Below are 16,310 nucleotides of genomic sequence, written 5' to 3' on the forward strand. Positions count from 1 at the left end.
GCTCACCCCCCTGGCTGGTTGTCTTTCCAGCAACGGCTTGCCGCGCTGGTGTAAAGGACGTGGTTGATGTACGGAAGCGGGACGAGCGGCTGCGTCAGCAGCGTCGACTTGCCGTTTCCTGCGACGACGTCGATTCCGCACAGATAGAACTGGAACCAGGAACCGAATGTCGCCGCACGGCCGATCTTCTGGAGCTTGATCGGCAGGTTGGTCAGGATCTGCGCGACGTCGTCGCGACGCTTGTTGACCTGGTCGGCCACCTGCTTGAGGCCGGCGATGTCGCCTTGGATGGACGGTCGCGTCGACGTGAGGATCGACGCCGTGACCGCTGTCAGGTTGGAGACCGACGTGATCGCCGAACCGACCGAACCGCGCTGTGCGGCAAGGCCCGTCACCAACTGCTCGGTGTTGTCGAGGAGCGCGGTGAACTGCTCGTCATTACGGTTGACCGTGTCGAGAACCTTGGTCAGGTTGGTGATCAGGTCGCCGATCACGGCGTCCTTGTCGGCGATCGAGTTGGTCAGATCGGCAGTATCGCTGATCAGGCTCGACACGTTGCTCGACTCACCCTGGAAGACCTTGATGATCTCGTCGGAGAGCTTGTTCACGTCTTCGGGCTGAAGCTGGCGGAACAGCGGCTTGAAGCCGTTGAACAGCTGCGTCAGGTTGACCGCGGGATGCGTGTTGTTCTCGTTCGGGTTCGCGCCGAAGGTGTGGCCGGGGTTCACGGTCTGCGACGCATCGCCCGCACCCTTCTCCACCGAGAGGTAACGCAGACCCGTGAGGTTGCGGTACTTGATGTAGATCTGCGCACCCTCGGGCAGCTGGCGGTCGACGTTGAACGAGACCTGTGCCCGGTTCTTGTCGTAGACCTCGACGTTGCTGACCTGCCCCACACGCACACCGGCGATGCGCACGTCGTCGCCCTTGTTGAGCATCGACGCGTCGGAGAACACGGCCTTGTAGTCGTTGTCTGCCCCACCACCGATGTTGGCGATGGTCAGCGCGAGCAGCGCAGTCGCGACCACGGTGACCACAGCGAAGACGATCAGCTTGGTCAACGGCCCCACAATGGACTTCATTTGATGTGCACCTGCGCTCCCTGCAGTGGCGCAGCACCGATCATGGTGGTCCAGGTGGGCACGTCGTCGGGTTCGGTCCCGCTGGCCGCGCCGTAGATCACCTTCAGCTGCGCCCGGTAGGTCGGATCGTCGAACGAGTTCTCGCGGATTGTCCCGACAGGGGTCTTCGTGAACTGCGGTTGCGGCAGCTTCTGGACAGTCGTCGGGCCGGGGTTGCGTGACGGCGGCTGGTACGAGCCGTCGGCGAGGCTACCGCCGGGGTACTGCGGGAACGGGCGGCCGTTGGTCGGCGGGTCGTAGCAGACAGCCGGGGCATCCTGGTCGAAGAACCGCGGCTCGTCCTGGTTGGGCAGATAGCGACCGCGCGGATTGACGAACTGCAGATTCACGCGCACACCGGGATTCTTGGTGCCCTTTCCGACGATCTTCTCCGATTCCGGGATCAGCGTCGCGAAGTTGTGGAAGGCGCAGACGAACGTCGGCGACTGCTTGGCGAGTCCGGTCAGGAACGGCTCCGAGTCGGTGACGAGATCGACGAGGTTGTTGCCGTTCTGCTGCAACCAGTTGGTCGTGTCGGTCGACGCGGTTCCGAGCGTTGCGATCAACGTCCGCAGATCGCCCTGACGATCGACGATCGTCTTGTTGGTCGTGCGGAAGTTGTCGAGCGCGTCGATGACGTCGGGCAACGCCGTCGAATAGGTCTTCGAGAACGACGCGAGGCCCTGCAACGTGCCCTCGAGCGAGTTGAGATTCTTCGGTGTCGACAGACGACCGAAGATGGTGTTGAGCTCTTCGAGCGTCGTACCGATCTGCTCACCGCGACCCGAGAGCGCCTGAGAAAGCGCGGTCAGGGTCACGTTGAGGTCCTGCGGCGGGATCGCGTCGAGGACAGGCAGCAGACGGTCGAGGAGATCCTGGACCTCTTTCGCGTTGCCGCTCGTGTCGGTCTGGATCGTCGCGCCGTTGGCCAGCGTCGGACCCGACGCCTGCTCGGGCACCTGAAGTGCGACGTAGCGCTCACCGAACAGCGTCTTGGGCAGGATGCGCGCGGTGGTGTCAGCAGGCAGTTGCGCGGCCATCTCGGGCTTGAGGCCGAGCGTCACGTTGACCGTGCCATTTCCTGCGGGTTCGATGTCGCGCACCTCGCCGACGAGGACGCCGCGCGCTTTCACGTCAGCATTCGTCGGTAGCGCGTTACCCACGGAGTCGGTCTTCAGCGTGACGTCGGTGAACGTCGTGAAGTCCTTGTTGAATTTCATGATCGTGAGCGTGAAGAACAGTGCGACCACGATGAAGAACACCAGTCCGAGCAACCGGCGACGAATCACTGTCATCGCCTAGCCCCCCACTCTCACAGTCGTCGTCGTCCCCCAGATGGCGAGGCCGAGAAAGAAGTCGAGCACGGCGATGAGGACCAACGCCGCTCGAACCGCGTGTCCGACGGCCACGCCGACACCCGCGGGGCCACCACTTGCGTAGTAGCCGTAATAGCAGTGCACGAGAATGATCACGAACGCGAAGACCAGCACCTTGCCGAACGACCACAACACGTCTTCTGGCGGTAGGAACAGGTTGAAGTAGTGGTCGTACGAGCCGCCGGACTGTCCGTTGAAGACAGTCGTCACCACTCTCGAGGCGAAGTACGCCGATAACAGTCCCAGGACGTACAGCGGGATGACCGCGATGAAGCCTGCGATGACACGCGTCGACACCAGGAACGGGATCGACGGGACGGCCATCGACTCGAGCGCGTCGATCTCTTCGGAGATCCGCATGGCACCGAGCTGGGCCGTGAAACCGCAGCCGACCGTCGCCGACAACGCGAGACCTGCGACCAGCGGCGCGACCTCTCGGGTGTTGACGTACGCCGACAAGAAGCCCGTGAGTACCTGCGAGCCGATCTGGTCGAGCGCGGCGTAGCCCTGCAGACCGACCACGACGCCGGTGAACCCCGACATCAACACCATCACGCCGACGGTGCCGCCGATCACGGCGAGACCGCCGGAACCGAACGCCACTTCGGCGAGAATGCGCAAGACCTCGCGCGTGTAGTGCACCAGGGTGCGCGGAATCCACGCGAGCGTGCGTCCGTAGAAGGACATCTGCTCGCCCGCACCGTCGAGCAGCTTCAGCGGTTTGCCGAGCTGTTTGCGCGCCTCGTACATGTAGTACTCGGGGCGGCTCTTGGCGATAGTCACTCCACCGGCCATGGTCAGCTCCCCTTCGGCGGGACGATCTGCAGGTAGACCGCAGTGATGATCAGGTTGGCCAGGAACAGCAGGAGGAAGGTGATGACGACACTCTGGTTCACCGCGTCACCGACACCCTTGGGTCCGCCCTTCGGGGTGAGTCCCTTGTACGACGCCACGACGCCCGCGATCACACCGAAGATGGCTGCTTTGAGGAGTGAGATCCAGAGGTCGGGAAGCTGGGCCAGCGCACCGAATGACGCGAGATACGCACCCGGCGTTCCGCCCTGGACGACCACGTTGAAGAAGTAGCCACCACCGATACCGACGACGGCGACCAGACCGTTGAGCAGGATCGCAACCAACACCATCGCGAGCACACGAGGTACGACGAGGCGCTGAATGGGGTTGATTCCCAGCACCTCCATCGCGTCGATCTCTTCGCGAATCGTCCGCGATCCGAGGTCGGCGGCAACCGCCGAGCCTGCTGCACCCGCGATCAACAGCGAGGTGACCAGCGGCGAGCCCTGCTGGATGACGACCAGCACCGACGCGGCGCCGGTATACGACTCCGCTCCGAGCTGCTTGATCAGCGAACCGGTCTGCAGAGACACGATGGCGCCGAACGGGATCGCGATGAGGGCAGTCGGCAGGATCGTCACGCTGGCGATGAACCATGCCTGCTGAATGAACTCGCGCCACTGGAATGGGCGCACGAAAGTCTGGCGTGCTACATCGACGAAAAGCTGGACGATATTGCCTGTCTGGGCGAGTGCACCTTCACCGGCCCGCGCGATTCTGTCGACGCCACGCGTGGTGGCATTCGTCATACCTAAGAGCCCCCGCCGTAGTGACGCCCACCCTCGGGACGTTCCGACTCGAGTTGCTGAGTCTTCGCTTCCTCAGGCACAGCCCACTGTTGGGTCTGCGCATCGTCTCCGGCGTAATCGTTTCCGTACCCACCCTGATTACGGTCACCGTGATCGATGACATCGGTGGAGGTGTCGACCATGACGTTTTCGCTACCGACCTGCGCCTCGCCGTCGGTGTCGGACCATTCGACGCCCTGCGTGTTGGCGGCGTGGGCGCGGGATTCCTCGCGGATCTGGTCTTCCTGCTCCATCGACTCACGGATCGCGCGCTGCGCGTTCTCCGGCAACGACGGCAACAACTCCAACACCCGCTCGCGGTGACGGGCCACGGCCTTGCGCTCCGGCATACCCGGATTCGGCTGCACCTGCGGAATGATCTCCGAGAAATCATCCTTCGTACCACCACCACCGATGCCGGCGGCCTGCATAGCCTCTTCCTGCTTCTGCACCGCCTCGTCCTTCTCCTCCGACATACCGATCGGACCAAACCGATCACCGGAGAGGAACTGCTTGACCACCGGCTGCTCCGACGTCAGCAACTGCTCACGTGGCCCGAACATCACCAGTTCCTTACGGAACAACATGCCGATGTTGTCCGGAATCGTGCGGGCGATGTTGATGTTGTGCGTGACGATCAGGATCGTCGCGTCGATCTGAGCGTTGATGTCGATCAGCAACTGGGAGATATAGGCGGTGCGGACCGGGTCGAGGCCCGAGTCCGGCTCATCACACAAAATGATCTGGGGGTCGAGCACCAACGCGCGCGCCAACCCGGCGCGCTTGCGCATACCACCGGAAATCTCACCCGGCAGTTTGTCTTCGGCGCCCGCCAGACCGACCAGATCGATCTTCTCCATCACGATCTTGCGGACATCGTCTTCCTTCTTCTTCGTGTGCTCACGAAGAGGGAACGCGATGTTGTCGTACAAACTCATCGATCCGAACAGCGCGCCGTCCTGGAACAACACGCCGAACAACTTGCGGATCTCGTAGAGCTCCTTGGCCGAACACTGGGTGATATCGGTGCCGTCGATCACCACCGAACCCTGCTCGGGATGCAACAGACCGATCAGCGTCTTCAAGAACACCGACTTACCGGTACCGGACGGCCCCAGCAGTGCAGACACCTCACCCGACGGCAAGGTCAACGTCACATCACGCCAGATGTTCTGAGAACCAAAAGACTTGGTGAGCCCCTCGACGCTGACCTCAACACCCACTACATCCTCCAAGAAACTCGGGTCCCGAAGCGCGGCAGCCAAGGCAACACATCGGACGCAGGCGGCACAACGCAGGTGGACTCAACTGTGGTTGGGGTCACTCTAGCGGACAGTTCCCCCGTAGCCACACCGCCTCTCGGCGGTTCTCAGGTTTGGCCAATTACCGGCCGGTAACCTGACTGCCCAAGAGAGTATCCCATGCCACCGACATAACAAAAGTAGGTCGCCGGTCACATTGCACGGCAACTGTGGGCCAGGCAGAGACAGCAACGAGCCCGGGACAGCAATGCTGTCCCGGGCTCGTATGAAGAGCGTGGCTGGGAGCCCTGAGAGCCCGTCTTACTTGACGGACACCTTGGCGCCGGCCTCTTCGAGCTTGGTCTTGGCGGCCTCGGCGGCCTCCTTGTCGACCTTCTCCAGGATCGGCTTGGGAGCACCCTCGACGAGGTCCTTCGCCTCCTTCAGGCCGAGGCCGGAAACGACCTCACGCACGACCTTGATGACCTGGATCTTCTTGTCGCCGGCACCCTCGAGGATGACGTCGAACTCGTCCTGCTCGGCAGCAGCCTCGGCGCCGGCAGCAGCCGGGGCACCTGCAGCGGCAACGGCGACCGGAGCGGCCGCGGTGACCTCGAAGACCTCTTCGAACTTCTTCACGAAATCGCTGAGCTCCAGCAGGGTCAGTTCCTTGAACTGATCGATGAGCTCGTCAGCGGTGAGCTTCGCCATGGTGGCGTCCTTCCTGTAAGTCCCCACGCGGGGCATCTTGTCTTGTTCAATCCCCGCGCGGGGGAATGCTTGTGTGCTGGCGGATGAGTACCGAAGTACTTATTCGCCTGCGGATTCCTTCTTCTCCTGCAGGGCGGCAGCGAGTCGTGCCACCTGCGACGCCGGCTGATTGAACAGTCCGGCGGCCTTTGCCAAGTTGCCCTTCATGGCACCGGCGAGCTTGGCCAGCAAGACCTCACGGGTCTCAAGGTCGGCGATCGTTTCGATCTCGGCAACGGACAGCGGCTTGCCATCCATGTACCCGCCCTTGATGACCAGAGCCTTGTTGTCCTTGGCGAAGTTCTTGATCGCCTTCGCGGCCACCACCGGCTCACCTTCGATGAAGGCAATCGCGGTCGGGCCGGAGAACAGCTCGTCGAGTCCCTCAACGCCCGCCTCAGCAGCGGCACGCTTCACAAGGGTGTTCTTGGCGACGGAGTAGGTTGCGCCCTCGCCGAGGGAACGTCGCAGATCGGTGATCTGGGTGACGGACAATCCACGGTATTCCGTGACGACCGTCGCCGTTGAGCCCTTGAACTGCTCGGCGATCTCAGCGACTGCTGCGATCTTTTCGGACTTGGCCATACTTCGCCTCCTTCCTCATCACTCGAGTTGGTCAGAGTTCGGACCAGATACCCGCAAGGAGGGGCGAAACGAATAAACGCCCCGGCACGCAGATGGCACGGGGCGTAGCTTCTCGGCAGAGCGCCAGGCGCTCACCACTATTCCTCGTTCTCCCTGCGTGGGCCGCCGACCTCGCGTCTTTCGACGCTGCAGTCGTCCTTCGATCGGAATCGCTCCCGATGACCGACGGTCTCTGGTTGAACCGATACGACGTACATGTACACGTCACACCGAAGTAATAGGCTACCCGACCATGGGGAATGCATCCAAATCGTCCGCAGACGGTGTACCAGAACCCAATGTCCCAGAGCCCAACGCATCTGTTGTCACCGAACCCAACGCACGAGCGGCGATCGCGGCCGACGCCATTCTCGGCCGACATCTGAGGCACGCATGGTGGGTCCCCGGCACCCGCCTCGCGACGATCGCCTGGCCGCTCGGGAGACTACCGCTCGACGTCGTCCGGAGTCGCTTCGGATTCTGGCACTACTGGTGGCACGCACACCTTCTCGACCTCATCGTCGACGCCGCGATCCATCGCCCCACCGACGACATGTCCTACGACCCGCACCTCGCCGACGTCGCCAACCGACTGCTCCGCGGAATCCGGCTGCGCAACCTCGGCCGCTGGACCAACAACTACTACGACGACATGGCCTGGCTGGGCCTGGCGATCGAACGTGCCGACCGCCACCTCGAACTCCACCATCCCAAAGCGCTACGCACCCTGAGTAAACGCATGTACGACGCATGGGAGCCCGAGCGCGGCGGCGGAATCCCGTGGCGCACCGTCGACACCTTCTTCAATGCGCCGGCGAATGGTCCGGCGACCATCCTGCTCGCGCGCACAGGCCACCTCGACCGTGCGCTGGCGATGTGCGACTGGATGGACACCACCCTCGTCGACCCCGACTCCCACCTCGTCATCGATGGCATCAAGCCGCAGGGCGACGGATTCGAACGCGTCACCGCCATCTACACCTACTGTCAGGGCGTCGTACTCGGGTCCGAGGTCGAGGCGGCACGCCGCACCCGTGAGACCGTTCACCTCGACCGCATCGATCGACTCCTGACCGCGGTCGAGGCACACGAGTGCCCCGACGGCGTGATCCGCGGGGCGGGCGGCGGCGACGGCGGATTGTTCATGGGCGTACTCGCGCGCTATCTGGCTCTGGTCGCCACCGATCTCCCTGCCGATCTCCCCGGGGCGGATGAGTTGCGTCGACGCAGCGCTGCACTCGTACTCAGCAGCGCCGACGCCGCGTGGTCCACGCGTGCAGAAGTCGACGACACCGTGGTCTTCAGCGCCGACTGGCACCAGCAGGCGATTCGGCCGACCAGGGGCGGTACCGACGCCGCATTCATCGCGGGAGCGGTCAATTCGTCGTCGGTTCCCGAACGCGATCTGTCGGTTCAACTGTCCGGTTGGATGGTCCTCGAGGCCGCTGCCGCAATAGATCTCGGCCTATCCGAACAAAATGTTCGCCCCTGACCTGCGATTATGGCACTGAGCGCCAAATTGACGCCCCCTAGTTAGCGTTCTGAGACACGACATGCACTATTGTCGAGGTCCGGAGTGATGTGGACCACATTTGGGTGGGGTTGTGGCTGTGCCACAACGCGGTTCGTGTCACTCCTACCGACACGATGAAGTGACGGCATCCGCGGCGGCACGCCCACCGGACAACGACCGGCTGACGCAGGTGCAGTGACCTCAAAGGCAGGCTGATGCACCATGGCGTTTCAGTTGAGACCGACAGCGGACGAGCACGCGGCGACAGAGCGCGCGCGCATCGAGCCATTTCCAGTTGACCCTTCATCACTGCGCCGATCCAGCACCGACACACCCGTCTTCGGCACACTCCCCCTCGGCGATCCCACCGGAGGCGCCAGTGCGATGCGCTGGCGCGAGCAGGTCGACGGCCCGCAGGTCTACCCCCGCGTCTCGATCGACCGCGATGTCACCCTGACGATGAGCGACGGCGTCGAGTTGCGGGCGACGATCGTTCGGCCTGCCACAGGTTTCGGCGAGGTGGTCACGACGCCCTATCCGGCGATCATCAACATCAACCCCTACAACCGCGCCGCGATCGACTTCATCGACACCACGATGCACGCACCCGTCCTCGGAGGTGCCGTGCGCGCGGCTGCGCGATCGGTCGACGCGACAGGCACGGCACTCGAGGGGCTGACCACTCTGACCCAGGTGCTCGCGGGCGGCGTGATCGACGTCTTCGGGATCAATCGAAACCTGGTGCGCAGCGGGTACGCCCAGATCATCGTCGACGTTCGCGGCACCGGCGCCAGCCACGGCAAATGGGAGATCCTCGGGCCGCGTGAACAGCAGGATTCCGTCGAGATCATCGACTGGGTCTCCGAGCAGGAGTGGTGCAACGGCAAGATCGGACTGGCGGGGTGGTCGTACTCGGCCATCAACTCGCTGCAGGCCGCCGACAAGCGGCCACCCCAGCTCGGCGCGGTGTTCGCGGTCGAGGGTTGCGACGACATCGTGCGCGACATCTACATCACCGGCGGCATGCCCTCCGCCTTCATCCCGGCATGGCTGTCGGTGGTGAACATCCTGAAGTGGGTACCGAATCCGTCGACGCTGATGCGAGATGTTCTGCGCGGCAACCACTTCCGTTGGCTTCGTGACCGCGTCGCGTCACCGGCCACCGAAATCCCCTCGCTCCTCTGGGGTTTCCTCACCGCCCGCGACGACCGCATCTTCGACGACCCGTACTTCGACGCCCGCGATCCGCAGGTCGACCGGATCGAGGCGCCGACGCTCACCGTCGGTGCATGGCACGACCTCTTCGGACGCAGTGCCACAGGCATTTACGAGCGCCTCAACCTCGAACCGGGCCGCAAGCAATTGATCGTCGGAGACGGTTATCACTTCGACGTCGGGTCCGGCTACGGCGGCAAGTTCGCGCCACCTCGTCTCGACGTCCTCGAACGCGCGTGGTTCGACCGCTGGCTCAAGGGGCACGCGAACGGCGTCGAACACTACGGACCGGTGACACTGCGCCAGCAGGGCGGCACGTGGACTGCTGGTCAGTCGTTCCCGCGCCAGGGCGTTTCGCCGCGTCGGCTCTACCTCTCCAGCGAGTGTTCTTCCAGCGCAACACATTGCGTGCACGACGGCAGCCTGCAATCCACCCCGTGCTCCGACTACGCCTCGCTACATGTCCGCCCGGATGTTCGCGGCCTCGTCTCACGCGACATGACGCAGGTGACAGCGGGCGCGACGATGGCCCTCGGCAGGCCATTCAACGCCGACGCCCGATTCCAGGAACGCGGTGCACTCTCGTTCACCAGCGCTCCCGTCACCCAGCAGACACCGATCAGCGGTTCGATGAATCTACGGCTCAACGTCGCCACCACCGCACACGAGGCAATCTGGGCCGTCACCGTCAACGACGTCGCGCCGGACGGAACGTCGAAGGTACTGACCAACGGCGCCCTGTCGGCGTCGAATCGGGCGCTCGATCCCAGCAAATCGACCTACGCCTCGGACGGCAGTCTCGTTGGCGCGCACCACTTCTTGTCGCGCAAGCGCAAACTGCCCGTACCGCCCGACGCCCCGGTACGCATCGACGTCGATCTCGTCCCGACCGACGCCGTCCTCGAACCCGGCCATCGGCTACGAGTCGACGTGTACGCGGCAAGTTTCCCGCGTTACCTGACCGTCGTGCCGGACCTGGTCAAGGCGCGCGGCCGCAGGCAACGCCTGATCCTCGACCCTGAGCATCCGAGTCACCTGACTTTCCTTGCAGGCGAAGGGCTCTGAGGCACGTTCGTCGAAGAGGCACGTTCGTCGAACGCCTCACAGACCCGAATCCGCGAACACCACGCGGTAGACGAATTCGGCCTCCGGTCCGAGGACCAGCCCGACCAGTTCGGTCAGTGTCGTCGCGAACTGCCGACCATGGGCCGGGCCGTCCGAATCGTCGAGGTGATGCGCGATCTCGTGGAGCACGACCAATTCACGCAGCGCCCAGCGACCCTCGGCGGAGTCGGGGATGGCGATCTCACGCAGATCCGAGTCCAGGTGCCGCGCGTAGTGCGCCGAGCGGTGTCCGCGGCGCGCCCGCACCGTCACCGGCGTCGACGCGGCGTCGAAACGCTGCGCCACCGACAGCATCGACAGCACGCGACCGACGTAGTCGCGTATGGAGTCGACCGAGGCGAACTGCGCCTCGACGGGCAGGGTGAGTTCCGTGCCCGCGAGCTGCACCGTGTGCGTACCGCCGGCACGCTCGAACAGCCGGAACACCATGCGCTCGGCCTCGTAGAACCGTTCACGTCGGGTGTCACGCGGCGGCACGACGCTCCCCGACCGTTCGCACCCGGCGACCGCACATTCCGGGGCCGACCCCGCCGTGACTAGGCTCGACGAGGTCAGCACTTCGCACCTCGACACGCAGGGAGTCCACGCGATGACGCCGCGCTCGCACACCATCGGGAAGTCTGCCGCGATCGCGATCGTCGGCGCCGCGATCGTCGGGGGTGCACTGACCGGCTGCAATTCGTCGTCGGGTGAGGTCTCCACGGTGTCGGCGCCCTCGACGTCGTACGTCGACAACCCGGTCGACCCCGCCCAGCTCAACCAGGTGCTCGACCGCATCGCCGCCACCGGACTGCCCGTCACCGGCCGTCACGACGCGACCGCCGCGCGGTGTCCGGCGGCCGGATGCAGCAGTGCCGTCGAGTCCGATCAAGTGATCCTCATGCAGTTTCCGAGCACCGGCCGCGCGCAGCTCTACGCGGGCGCACATCCGGGAGATTTCCAAGTCGTCGACCTCGTGCTGACTTTTCCCGCGGGCACCGACGCGGCCCAGAACGAACGCTATACCCAAGCACTGCAGGGCGAGATGCGCTGAGCCGCGCACCCTAACCCTCGAGTGCCCCGCGGGCAGCACCGAACTCGCGATCGGCACCGATCTTCGCCCGACGCCCCGCGCGGTCGCCGGCCTGACGCGCGCCCTCCGAGTACCCGGACGACGCACTCGTCGGCCGCCAGGTGCCGCGCGCCGTCGACTCGGTCTTGTAGAAGCTGCTCACCTCGAGTTCCTTGTCGCGCAACGCAAGTGCGGTCGACGTCGAGCCCGCGGGAAGTTCGCGAGAGTCGTCACGCGCCACCGCCTCCTCCCGTGCGGCGTCGCGCGCCTCGGTCAATCGCACGCCGATCCGCTCGGCGAACGCCGACTGAAAGTTCAACCGTGCGGTGATCGGGGCGAGCGGTTTACGTTCGACAACTCTCCGCGACCGCCAGCCCGTCCCCTTGCGCACCACCCGCGCCGACGTCTCGCCCCGGTAGTCGCCCGACCGCAGGTAACCGTCGCTCGCCGCGACCATCTGGATCAGCAGCGACGTGTAGAGCGCCTCGCACGTGTCGATGTCGGCCTCGTATCCGTACGCCAGCACGAAGGTGTTGTTGCCCGCGACGTCGACCGTCACGTCGTTGGCACGCGCGATCGCGACGAAAAGCTGCACGTACGTGCGTAATCCACGTTTTCCGGTCTCGCCGATCGCGACCTGTCTGGTGATCGGCGTCGTCTTTCGCCGTGCCGCTGGATCGTGCGCACGGGCGACCGCGAGGTCGATCGAGGCCGCCGTCGCCAATCGTTGCGCTGCCTGCATGAAGGTCTCGGCCTCATGCTCGTTGTCGGTGTTCTCGGCCTGCCGCAGCAACCCCGCGATCCGGGTGAGGAGTTTGTCGTCGCGCATACAGATCAGACTAGATCGACTGCCGTTTGGTTCCACTCCGCGCAGGATTTCTCGAATCCCTTGACTTTCCCAGTAGGAAAGTAGACACTACTTTCCTATACGGAAAGTGGCTCACCAGCACTCACGGCCAAAGACCTCCAATCGAGGAGACCCTCATGGACATCACTCCCGACCAGGCGCGTGAGGCGCTCGGGTCCGTCGACGGAGCACGTCGCCGGGTCGCCGACGACCTCGGCCTCCCCCGCAGCTACTGGTGGGCGATGGCCGCCTCATGGATCGTTCTCGGTGTCATCAGCGCATTCGCTCCCCCGTGGGTCACGACCGTCGCCACCATCGCGTTCGGCGCCGCGCACTCGGCGATCGCGTCCCGACTCTTCGACGGCCGACGCGCAAGCACGCATGTACGCCCCGCCCGAAGCGTCGCCGATCGTCGCATCCCGCTGATCGTCATCGGCATACTGCTGACCGCGGTCGCCGTGACCGTCGCGGCAGCACTGGTGCTCGACGCCGACGGCGCACGGCACCCGTCTATCGGGGCGGCCGTGTTCGTGGCGGTGATACTCGGATTCGGCGGACCGCAGATCTTCGACGACATCCGCAGGCGAGTGGGCGCGTGAGCACACCGAAATTCGACGAGCTGATCCACCCGAGCACCCGACTGACGCTCGTCGCGACCCTCGCCGCCGCCGATTGGGCCGATTTCGGCTACCTCAAAGAACGACTGGCCCTGTCCGACTCAGCGCTGTCCAAGCAGCTCGCCACCCTGGAATCCGCAGGCTACGTGAGCACCGAACGTCCGAGCACCGGCCGTCGACGCAGCGTCCGGGCCCGCCTGACTGACGCCGGACGCGAGGCCTTCAACGGCCATGTCGCCGCGCTCCAGGCCATCGTCGGCGGCACGCAACAAGACAGCGTGCAACAGACCAGCACGGAATAGACCACGCCGCGCCCGACCCCGAACTCACCGAGCGGCGCTACAGCCCGAACTTGTCCTGCATCTCCCGCAGCGTCTCGGCGGACTTCATCAGTCCCTCGTGCTCGGCATCGGACATCTTGATCTCGAGTCGGCTGCCCGCGCCGTTGCGGTCGATGAGCGTCGGGAGTGACAGACATACGTCGTCGAGTCCCTCGTACCCGCCCGTGACGGTCGAAATCGGCATCACGCGGTGTTCGTCGTTGAGCACCGCCTCGATGATGCGCGTGGTCGCGAGCCCGATGGCGTAGTTGGTCGCGCCCTTGCCCTCGATGATCTTGTACGCAGCGTGCACCACCTCGTGCTGGATGCGTTCGCGCGCCGGTGCGTCGATGGCCTGGCCGCCAGGCAGGGGCTTCCACTCGAGCAACGGCACCCCGCCGATCGACGCCGAACTCCACAGCGGGATCTCGGAGTCGCCGTGCTCGCCGACGATGTAGCCGTGCACGTTCTGCACCGCGACGCCGACGTGCTGCGCGATGAGGAACCGCAGACGCGACGAGTCGAGCACCGTGCCCGATCCGAACAGCTGATTGCTGGGCAGCCCACTGTATTTCAGCGCCGCATAGGTCACGATGTCGACAGGGTTGGTGACCATGATGTAGATCGCGTTAGGCGCAACCTTGATGGCACCGGGCAGGATGTTCTTCGTCAGATTGATTGTGGCTTCGGCCAATTCGAGCCGCGACTGCCCGGGCTTCTGCTTCGCGCCCGCGGTGAACACGACTACGTCGGCGTCCGCGCAGACCGACACGTCGTCGTCGCCGATGATGTCGGCGCGCGGCACGAATTCGAGTCCGTGCGAAAGGTCGAGGACTTCCGCGGTCACCTTCGACGTGTTGATGTCCATCAGCGCGATCGTGCGCGCGACACCGCGAATCAACGACGCATACGCAATGGCGGTACCCACAGCGCCTGCGCCGATGATGGCCAACTTGCTCGGTCGGGCTTGTCTCACGTTCAACCGCCTGTGTCTCGTGCTGCCCCGAAATCCTGCCCCTGGTGCCGATTATCGTCGGCAGACGCCGCGCCCGCAGCCTGATCGCCGATCATTTCACTCGCCGTCCATACCGCAGTTTCACGACGGGTATGACCATCACACTCATGAATTCGTCGCGATGTCCGTTTCTGGCATGCGAAATCGCCACGGAGAGCTTATGTTCTGCTGGTCTTGCGCATCGCAACGTGGCGTCGCACCATCACTTACCGGGGGAGCTCACCCATGCCTGAAGGCCATGACACCCTTGCCGAGGATCTTTCCGACGACGAGGCCCACCTCGCGAGACTCGGCTACACCCAGGAACTTCACCGCTCGTGGTCCGGTTTCTCGAACTTCGCGATCTCGTTCTCGATCATCTCGATCCTCTCGGGCTGCTTCACGTCGTTCGGACTCGGATGGAACAACGGCGGCCCGGCCGCGATCGCATGGGGCTGGCCGATCGTCTCGATCTTCATCCTGCTGATCGGATTCTGCATGGCCGAGCTCGTCTCGGCATACCCGACGTCGGGCGGAATCTATTGGTGGGCAGCCAAACTCGGCGGCGCCAAGGCCGGCTTCTACACCGGGTGGCTCAACCTCATCGGCCTCGTCGCCATCCTTGCCTCGGTCGCGTATGGCGCAGCCACCTTCCTCGACCTCACCATCGGCACATTCAGCCAGTCGTGGCTCGACGGCTACAGCCTGACCCGAGTGTTCGTCATCTTCCTGATCATCCTGGCGTGCTCAGCCCTGATCAACATCTTCTCCGGTCACCTACTCTCGATGCTCAACAACATCTCGGTCTGGTGGCACGTATTCGGTGCTGCCGCAGTCATTCTCATCCTCTTCCTGCTCCCTGATCAGCACGCGTCCTTCTCCGACGTCTTCGCCAAGACCGTCAACAACAGCGGCATCTTCGAAGGCAAGACGTCGGGCTTCGGCTTCATCCTGTTCGTGCTGCCCATCTCGGCGATCCTCACCCAGTACACGATCACCGGCTACGACGCCTCCGCCCATCTCTCCGAGGAGACCAAGGGTGCGGCCAACGCTGCGGCACAGGGCATTTGGCGTTCCATCGCCTACTCGGCCGTCGGTGGGTGGATCTTGCTGCTCAGCTTCCTGTTCGCCGTCCAAGACGCAGACGGTGTCTCCAAGGGTGGCGGCGCCGTCGCGACGATCTTCACCCAGGCACTCACCTCGAAATGGGCGGGCGTCGTCCTGATCATCTCCACTGCGGGCCAGCTCTTCTGTACCGCCGCGTGCCAGACGAGTGCGTCGCGAATGATGTTCGCGTTCAGCCGCGACGGCGCCGTGCCCGGCCACAAGCTCTGGTCCAAGGTCCGCTCGAATGGCATGCCCGCCAACGCTGTTGTCGTGACAGCTGTCATCGCCGCGATCATCACGCTGCCCGCACTGGTGCCGGTCGACATCAACGGCGCACCCGTACCCGTCGCCTTCTACGCGGTTGTCTCGATCGGCGTCGTCGGGTTGTACCTGTGCTTCGCGGTCCCGATCTACTTCCGCTGGAAGGCGGGAGACTCGTTCGAGGCCGGCTCGTGGACGCTCGGCTCCAAGTACAAGTGGATCGCACCGATCGCTCTCATCGAGATCGCGCTGACCTCGCTCGTCGCCATGTTCCCCACCTCGCTCGGCGGCATGCCGTGGGACGCGAGCTTCGAGTGGAAGTACGTCAACTACACCCCGCTGCTCGTCGGCGGCGCACTGATCCTGCTCTACGGCTACTGGCACCTGTCGGTGAAGAAGTGGTTCACCGGACCGATCAAGCAGGTCGACGCCGCGCCCGTCGACGCCTGAGGCGGTGCGTGATTAGCCTCGAACGTGGCACAGTCACGCCGCGCACGCGGCCCGT

At 64.3% G+C, this 16,310-nt stretch carries 16 protein-coding genes; 6 read left to right on the top strand and 10 right to left on the bottom strand.

Annotated features, from left to right (window positions below):
* Window positions 1–2 precede the first annotated feature (2 nt).
* The 7 genes from A5785_RS12395 to rplJ form a co-directional block, all read right to left on the bottom strand.
* Window positions 3–1,082, bottom strand: coding sequence for an MCE family protein (locus A5785_RS12395; protein WP_049698690.1), 1,080 nt, complete (start codon window positions 1,080–1,082; stop codon window positions 3–5).
* Window positions 1,079–2,416 carry an MCE family protein gene (locus A5785_RS12400; RefSeq protein WP_049698689.1) on the bottom strand — a complete coding sequence of 446 codons (1,338 nt, stop codon included), beginning with the start codon at window positions 2,414–2,416 and terminating at the stop codon, window positions 1,079–1,081. The genes A5785_RS12395 and A5785_RS12400 overlap by 4 nt, the downstream gene beginning before the upstream one ends.
* Window positions 2,417–2,419: 3 nt before the next feature.
* A complete protein-coding gene (locus A5785_RS12405; protein WP_005209184.1) occupies window positions 2,420–3,292 on the bottom strand; it encodes an MlaE family ABC transporter permease in 873 nt (290 codons plus the stop codon).
* 2 nt (window positions 3,293–3,294) lie between these two features.
* Window positions 3,295–4,101 carry an MlaE family ABC transporter permease gene (locus A5785_RS12410; RefSeq protein WP_005209182.1) on the bottom strand — a complete coding sequence of 269 codons (807 nt, stop codon included), beginning with the start codon at window positions 4,099–4,101 and terminating at the stop codon, window positions 3,295–3,297.
* A gap of 2 nt (window positions 4,102–4,103) precedes the next feature.
* Window positions 4,104–5,363 carry an ABC transporter ATP-binding protein gene (locus A5785_RS12415; protein WP_049698688.1) on the bottom strand — a complete coding sequence of 420 codons (1,260 nt, stop codon included), beginning with the start codon at window positions 5,361–5,363 and terminating at the stop codon, window positions 4,104–4,106.
* 339 nt (window positions 5,364–5,702) lie between these two features.
* Entirely contained in the window at window positions 5,703–6,092 is a 390-nt protein-coding gene (gene rplL, locus A5785_RS12420; protein WP_049698687.1) for a 50S ribosomal protein L7/L12, read from the bottom strand.
* Window positions 6,093–6,191: 99 nt separating this feature from the next.
* Window positions 6,192–6,716, bottom strand: a complete 525-nt coding sequence (rplJ, locus tag A5785_RS12425; protein WP_049698686.1) for a 50S ribosomal protein L10 — start codon at window positions 6,714–6,716, stop codon at window positions 6,192–6,194.
* Between the two features lie 292 nt (window positions 6,717–7,008).
* Between rplJ and A5785_RS12430 the strand changes: the two genes are divergently transcribed.
* Window positions 7,009–8,247: a glycoside hydrolase family 76 protein gene (locus A5785_RS12430; protein WP_049698685.1), complete on the top strand. Its 1,239-nt coding sequence runs from the start codon at window positions 7,009–7,011 to the stop codon at window positions 8,245–8,247.
* A 243-nt stretch (window positions 8,248–8,490) separates the two neighbouring features.
* Window positions 8,491–10,548: a CocE/NonD family hydrolase gene (locus A5785_RS12435; RefSeq protein WP_049698684.1), complete on the top strand. Its 2,058-nt coding sequence runs from the start codon at window positions 8,491–8,493 to the stop codon at window positions 10,546–10,548.
* A 36-nt stretch (window positions 10,549–10,584) separates the two neighbouring features.
* On the opposite strand, the gene A5785_RS12440 is transcribed toward A5785_RS12435, so the two are convergent.
* The gene (locus A5785_RS12440) at window positions 10,585–11,085 is read right to left on the bottom strand and encodes a TIGR04338 family metallohydrolase (RefSeq protein WP_049699012.1); all 501 of its coding nucleotides are present in this window, start codon (window positions 11,083–11,085) and stop codon (window positions 10,585–10,587) included.
* A gap of 112 nt (window positions 11,086–11,197) precedes the next feature.
* Between A5785_RS12440 and A5785_RS12445 the strand changes: the two genes are divergently transcribed.
* Window positions 11,198–11,641, top strand: a complete 444-nt coding sequence (locus A5785_RS12445) for a hypothetical protein (RefSeq protein ID WP_049698683.1) — start codon at window positions 11,198–11,200, stop codon at window positions 11,639–11,641.
* A 10-nt stretch (window positions 11,642–11,651) separates the two neighbouring features.
* Here A5785_RS12445 and A5785_RS12450 read toward each other — a convergent pair whose 3' ends face one another.
* On the bottom strand, window positions 11,652–12,488 hold the full coding sequence (locus A5785_RS12450) for a DUF2786 domain-containing protein (protein ID WP_049698682.1): 837 nt from the start codon (window positions 12,486–12,488) through the stop codon (window positions 11,652–11,654).
* A gap of 155 nt (window positions 12,489–12,643) precedes the next feature.
* Between A5785_RS12450 and A5785_RS12455 the strand changes: the two genes are divergently transcribed.
* Window positions 12,644–13,105: a hypothetical protein gene (locus A5785_RS12455; RefSeq protein WP_049698681.1), complete on the top strand. Its 462-nt coding sequence runs from the start codon at window positions 12,644–12,646 to the stop codon at window positions 13,103–13,105.
* On the top strand, window positions 13,102–13,425 hold the full coding sequence (locus A5785_RS12460) for a transcriptional regulator (protein WP_049698680.1): 324 nt from the start codon (window positions 13,102–13,104) through the stop codon (window positions 13,423–13,425). The genes A5785_RS12455 and A5785_RS12460 overlap by 4 nt, the downstream gene beginning before the upstream one ends.
* A gap of 37 nt (window positions 13,426–13,462) precedes the next feature.
* Here the strand turns inward: A5785_RS12460 and A5785_RS12465 are convergent, their stop codons facing one another.
* Window positions 13,463–14,419, bottom strand: a complete 957-nt coding sequence (locus A5785_RS12465) for an L-lactate dehydrogenase (RefSeq protein WP_231894108.1) — start codon at window positions 14,417–14,419, stop codon at window positions 13,463–13,465.
* Between the two features lie 264 nt (window positions 14,420–14,683).
* Between A5785_RS12465 and A5785_RS12470 the strand changes: the two genes are divergently transcribed.
* Window positions 14,684–16,255 carry an amino acid permease gene (locus A5785_RS12470; RefSeq protein WP_049698678.1) on the top strand — a complete coding sequence of 524 codons (1,572 nt, stop codon included), beginning with the start codon at window positions 14,684–14,686 and terminating at the stop codon, window positions 16,253–16,255.
* Window positions 16,256–16,310: the final 55 nt, after the last annotated feature.

This window comes from Gordonia sp. 852002-50395_SCH5434458, assembly GCF_001665905.1.
GTDB classification, from domain to species: Bacteria; Actinomycetota; Actinomycetes; order Mycobacteriales; family Mycobacteriaceae; genus Gordonia; species Gordonia jacobaea.